We start from the raw sequence: 4,148 nt of genomic DNA, 5'->3' as shown, positions 1-4,148 counted from the left end.
GCAATGCTCAGCCTCGGCGGGCACAAACCCGTGCTTCCCGGCCGGGACTAACCCACGGAAGAGTCAGGAGAGCCACATTTCGCCCAGTAAAATGTTCACCACAACTAAGTAGTGAGGTTCAGACATGAATGCCATTGAACCTCCTGAAGCGGCGGCCGGAGGAAGATCCAAAGTGCCCGCAAGAAGACGACGCTGGGGATATTACCTCCCGGCGCTGGCGCTCATCTTCATTTTGGCTGGCCCAGGATTGCGCGGCACCCCATCAGAGATGTTCGTGAACTTCATGTTCATAGTCGTTGGGGTACCCGTATTCGTACTCGTGATTGGCATTCCCTTCGGAGCGGCGCAGCGTCACTTGTATTCGATCCTGCATAACGCCAATCCTTCATTGTCGTTCGTGATCATTCGCTTATCGCCCGCGCTCGCTTCTGAGATCAAGGACATAAGTGGCATCAGCATCGGCTATCCCACACCGATGAACGCGTCTCTCGCTTTTGTTGACGCTGGGAGTCGATTTGAACTGTGGCGGTTGCGTCGCGGAGGGCCAGAGAGGGTCCTAAGAATTCCATGGTCGAATGTGTCGTCAGTCGAAATTGCGACCGTGACTCATAGGGAAAGCATCGAGCGGGCCGTTGAAGTGAAAGGGTCTCTAGATGGAAGAGCCTTTCAGATCGGGCTCCCGCCACAGCGCCGCGGGGATTGGCTCTTTCGCCCGCAGGGAGACAAAGACTTTGACGCCTTCTTTCATTCAGTTCGGACCTCTCGAAATCTTTCGCGCGATGCAGGACACCCTCATCCGATGGGGGATAGTGCCACGTAGGAATTTGACGTTTCGGATCAATTGGACGAATAAAAGCCGTGTGCGCCATAGGTGCTGGAGTGCGTTCACGACCACTACTAACCCGAGCCCTTCCCCGTGGCCGTGAAGTCAGCATCACCGCAAAATGCGGGAAAGCGGTCATCATCGCCGGCACCGGCGGCAACCATGTCTGGCTGTCGCCCAGGGGATCTTAATCGGAGGGGACTACAAATTGCACTGGTTTGTGTCTCCGGCCCATAAATATACCTGGCCGCCGGATCCGCCGACTCGATTTAGCTTGAGTCAAGATGACATGAACAGAGACATTCAAATTAGTCGACGTGAGAAATGAGGTCCGTCCCCATGCGAACACGTCGTGCCCGAGTCACGACGGCAATTGCCGCTCTCGTCGTTGGCGCAATCGGGCTCGTGGGCCGAAGCATCCAAGCGGCGCAGCGGGGCGACGTCGATCTCTTGCGACTGACTGCGATTTCTTGCCTCGTCGGAGCCGCCGTATTTCTTGTCGTCATTCTGGCTCTGTTCGCAAGCTATATGCCCGCGCAAATTTGTGCGCGCCTTTTGCGCAAGATCTATCCGGATCGCCTCGTCCTCGCTGCCAGCATGAAATTCGCAGGCGAACTTGGAGATTTTGACAAGTCGTCACTTGGCGCGGGTGATCATCGGCCACCGGTCTATCAATTTGCAGTGATGGCGACAGATCAGGACATCACCTTCTGGGCAGGCGTTCGACAATTGCGAAAATTCTTGCAAATTCCTTGGTCCTTGGTGAAGGATGTCCGCGTTGATCAAGACCAAGAACTGGACAAACGCTATCTGCCATTGAGTATTGAGTTTTTCGATCCCACCCTCGCGTCGTTGAAGCTTCGAGTGGCGGCAGACACGTGGCTGGGTTTCTCCCAATTTAAGATAAACGAACTCGAGAGGGTCGCTCACCGCTTGGACGAACTTCGGTCGGCCAAGGGCTGAGATTGGATTGGACCCGAACGTGACGGAGCGAGCATTGTCCTCAGTGGTACGGGCATCCCCGGGCAAACCACACGTTCACTGCCGGGTGGCGCGAGCGTGGCCGCTCGCACCGACGGAACCCAGGTGTGGTCCTACCCGAACATCCACGGAGATGTCGCGGTCAGTGTCGACGAAAGCGGGACCAGGACCGACAGGTACCGCTACGACCCGTTCGGGCAATCAGTCGACACCCTGACCGGGCTGATCGGCACCACTGCCGCCGACGACACCTTCCCCGACAACCTCCCAGGAGTCAACGCCGCCCTAGGCTGGGTCGGAGGCGCCGGCAAACTCACAGAGCACGCCGGAACCATCGCCACCATCGAGATGGGTGCACGACAGTACGTCGCCGCCCTCGGACGCTTCCTGAGTGTTGACCCGGTCGAAGGCGGGGTGAGTAATGCGTACGACTACCCGGCAGACCCCATCAACAAGCTTGATTTGAGCGGGCAGCGACAGGATTGCGGTACTGCGGCGTGCAACAACGCATATTACAAGGCCAATCCAAGGGCGGCAGCGCTGCAGTCCCGCATTCCTCGTGCTTCCCTTCCAAATGTAGTGACCCCAAGGCTCAGCCCGAAGATCATTTCTGGCAGTATCAATATCGTTTGGGGCGTAGCCAAGCTCGTGCAGGGTTTGTTGGGCTTGGCCGTGGCGACGGGCGCAGAGGCTACAGTCATGGGCATTCCGATAGGCGTTACAGTCGATGCCGTCGCCGCCTATCAAATCATTACGGGGGGAATGAAGATACTTCGTGGTGTACGGCAGATGCGCCAAGGACTTGACCAGCCTTATGTTTACGGTGATCTGGGGACGTACGCATGGGATACGTTTAAGGGCGTCGCTCCCTTTGGCGATCATTGGACTGATTGGGCGGGAGGATTGCCATGATCGAACTCAACATATTTGTGCAGCTTCTGATCTTGGTGATTCGAGGGGTGCTCCTGTGGATAGTGGTTCCCGTGGCCACTGTCTCTTGGATAGTGTTCTTTTGGACTACCAAATCCTCGCTCGGCTCTTGTCTAGGTTGGTTTGACCTGAATTTGAATGCTTTGATCCAGCGCGTCGTACTCAGGCCGTTCATTCGCAACCCGCCAGCGTCATGGGTCGCAATGTCGAAGATGGTGAGCACCGAACATCGAATTGCCTTCCTTACTCTTTGGTAACTCGATGAGGAGCGCGCGGAAGTCGCTGAATGCGAAGCGGTTCCGCCGCCGTTGAAGCGCTCTTTGGCGTCCCGCAACACTTAGAAAGTGGTGCTGAGTCCTCTCAGGCTCTTCATGGACGCGACAATTTTCGTAAATGGATCCCTCGGCATCACACGCCCGACCACAGCGGGCACGACTACCTCGTTCATGCGCGACCAGAACGGCTCGGTCGTGAGTATGCGCACAAGCGCCGGGAGCTTCTACTTGATCCTTTTGGCGCTGTTGGGACGCGGAGTCGTTCTCATCATCCAAGCGCCCAGTGGAGATGCTAGTGGCGGCGGAAACTTACACAACTTTGGTAATTGTGTTGAGTGCACTGGCAACTACAAGCGTTCTCGTGGGTTTGCTTTACCTCTACTGGGCAATCCGGATGAGGCGGCGACTTTCCAGGCTTCGAATTCGATCTCCCGAAGCCGTATTTTTCGACGCACAGCACCAGCAGGGCTTCAACAGTGCCCTAGTCGCCTCAGTGCGCTTCCCAAACGTCGGTTTGGGATATTTCGTAGTCCGCGTAGACGAAACCGGCGTTCGCCTCATCAAGGACTTTGCAACGCCAACTGATTTCCTGCACGTTGCTTCGGGTGAAGTAATTGATCTTCGAGTCGAGAAAATTTCCGCCGGATTCCGACAGCGCTGGAGAATTCTGCTCTCCGTTTCGCGAGAGAACCGCGTCGAGCTGCCTATTTATCTCAATGGTTCCGGTGGGCCATGATCCGGCCCATCGACGAGACAAGGTTGCGCATTGCGCTAATGACATTTCAGGAACTGAAGCTCTCCGCTGGCCCAAGGGCGCAAGGCTCGACGCCGTTACGAAGGAAATCTCGTTCCGACACCGACACCGACACCGACACCGACACCGACACCGGCAGCTGAGGCGGGCACACTGTGTGTATCTGAGGGCGTTGACGACTGGTGGGTGATGGATATTGCCCCATCCCCAACCCCGGGAGTGCCCGGCGACCTGTATGTAGACGACGGCGGTTATCTCGAGGATCGGGCGCGCGGTTGGCATTTCGATTGGATCCCGCTCGGTCCTGAGTGGCGAGTCGCCCTATCGGGTAGCGCTGTTCTGACGATCCGGTAGCGCGATTCCGGGGACAAGGTAGCGCTCGACG

Annotated in this window: 4 protein-coding genes; all 4 read left to right on the top strand. The window is 56.9% G+C overall.

Annotated features, from left to right (window positions below):
* Nucleotides 1-124: 124 nt before the first annotated feature.
* Nucleotides 125-820 (top strand): hypothetical protein, encoded by a 696-nt coding sequence (locus tag QN345_RS16180; protein ID WP_322188970.1) that lies wholly within the window; start codon nt 125-127, stop codon nt 818-820.
* A gap of 342 nt (nt 821-1,162) precedes the next feature.
* On the top strand, nt 1,163-1,786 hold the full coding sequence (locus QN345_RS16175; protein ID WP_323508871.1) for a hypothetical protein: 624 nt from the start codon (nt 1,163-1,165) through the stop codon (nt 1,784-1,786).
* Nucleotides 1,787-1,882: 96 nt separating this feature from the next.
* Complete coding sequence (locus QN345_RS16170) at nt 1,883-2,716, top strand: RHS repeat-associated core domain-containing protein (RefSeq protein ID WP_322188966.1); 834 nt, start codon at nt 1,883-1,885, stop codon at nt 2,714-2,716.
* A gap of 588 nt (nt 2,717-3,304) precedes the next feature.
* Nucleotides 3,305-3,745 carry a hypothetical protein gene (locus QN345_RS16165; RefSeq protein ID WP_322188964.1) on the top strand — a complete coding sequence of 147 codons (441 nt, stop codon included), beginning with the start codon at nt 3,305-3,307 and terminating at the stop codon, nt 3,743-3,745.
* The last annotated feature ends 403 nt before the right edge of the window (nt 3,746-4,148 follow it).

The sequence above is a fragment of the Cryobacterium sp. 10I1 genome, from assembly GCF_035019805.1.
In the GTDB taxonomy this organism is placed as follows: domain Bacteria; phylum Actinomycetota; class Actinomycetes; order Actinomycetales; family Microbacteriaceae; genus Cryobacterium; species Cryobacterium glucosi.
Note: the sequence above shows the minus strand (reverse complement) of the source record. Positions and strands in the feature narration are given on the sequence as shown.

What these genes read in the sequence shown, in the direction of transcription:
- QN345_RS16180 (WP_322188970.1), top strand. Translation starts at nt 125, where the DNA reads ATGAATGCCATTGAACCTCCTGAAGCGGCGGCCGGAGGAAGATCCAAA.
- QN345_RS16175 (WP_323508871.1), top strand. Translation starts at nt 1,163, where the DNA reads ATGCGAACACGTCGTGCCCGAGTCACGACGGCAATTGCCGCTCTCGTC.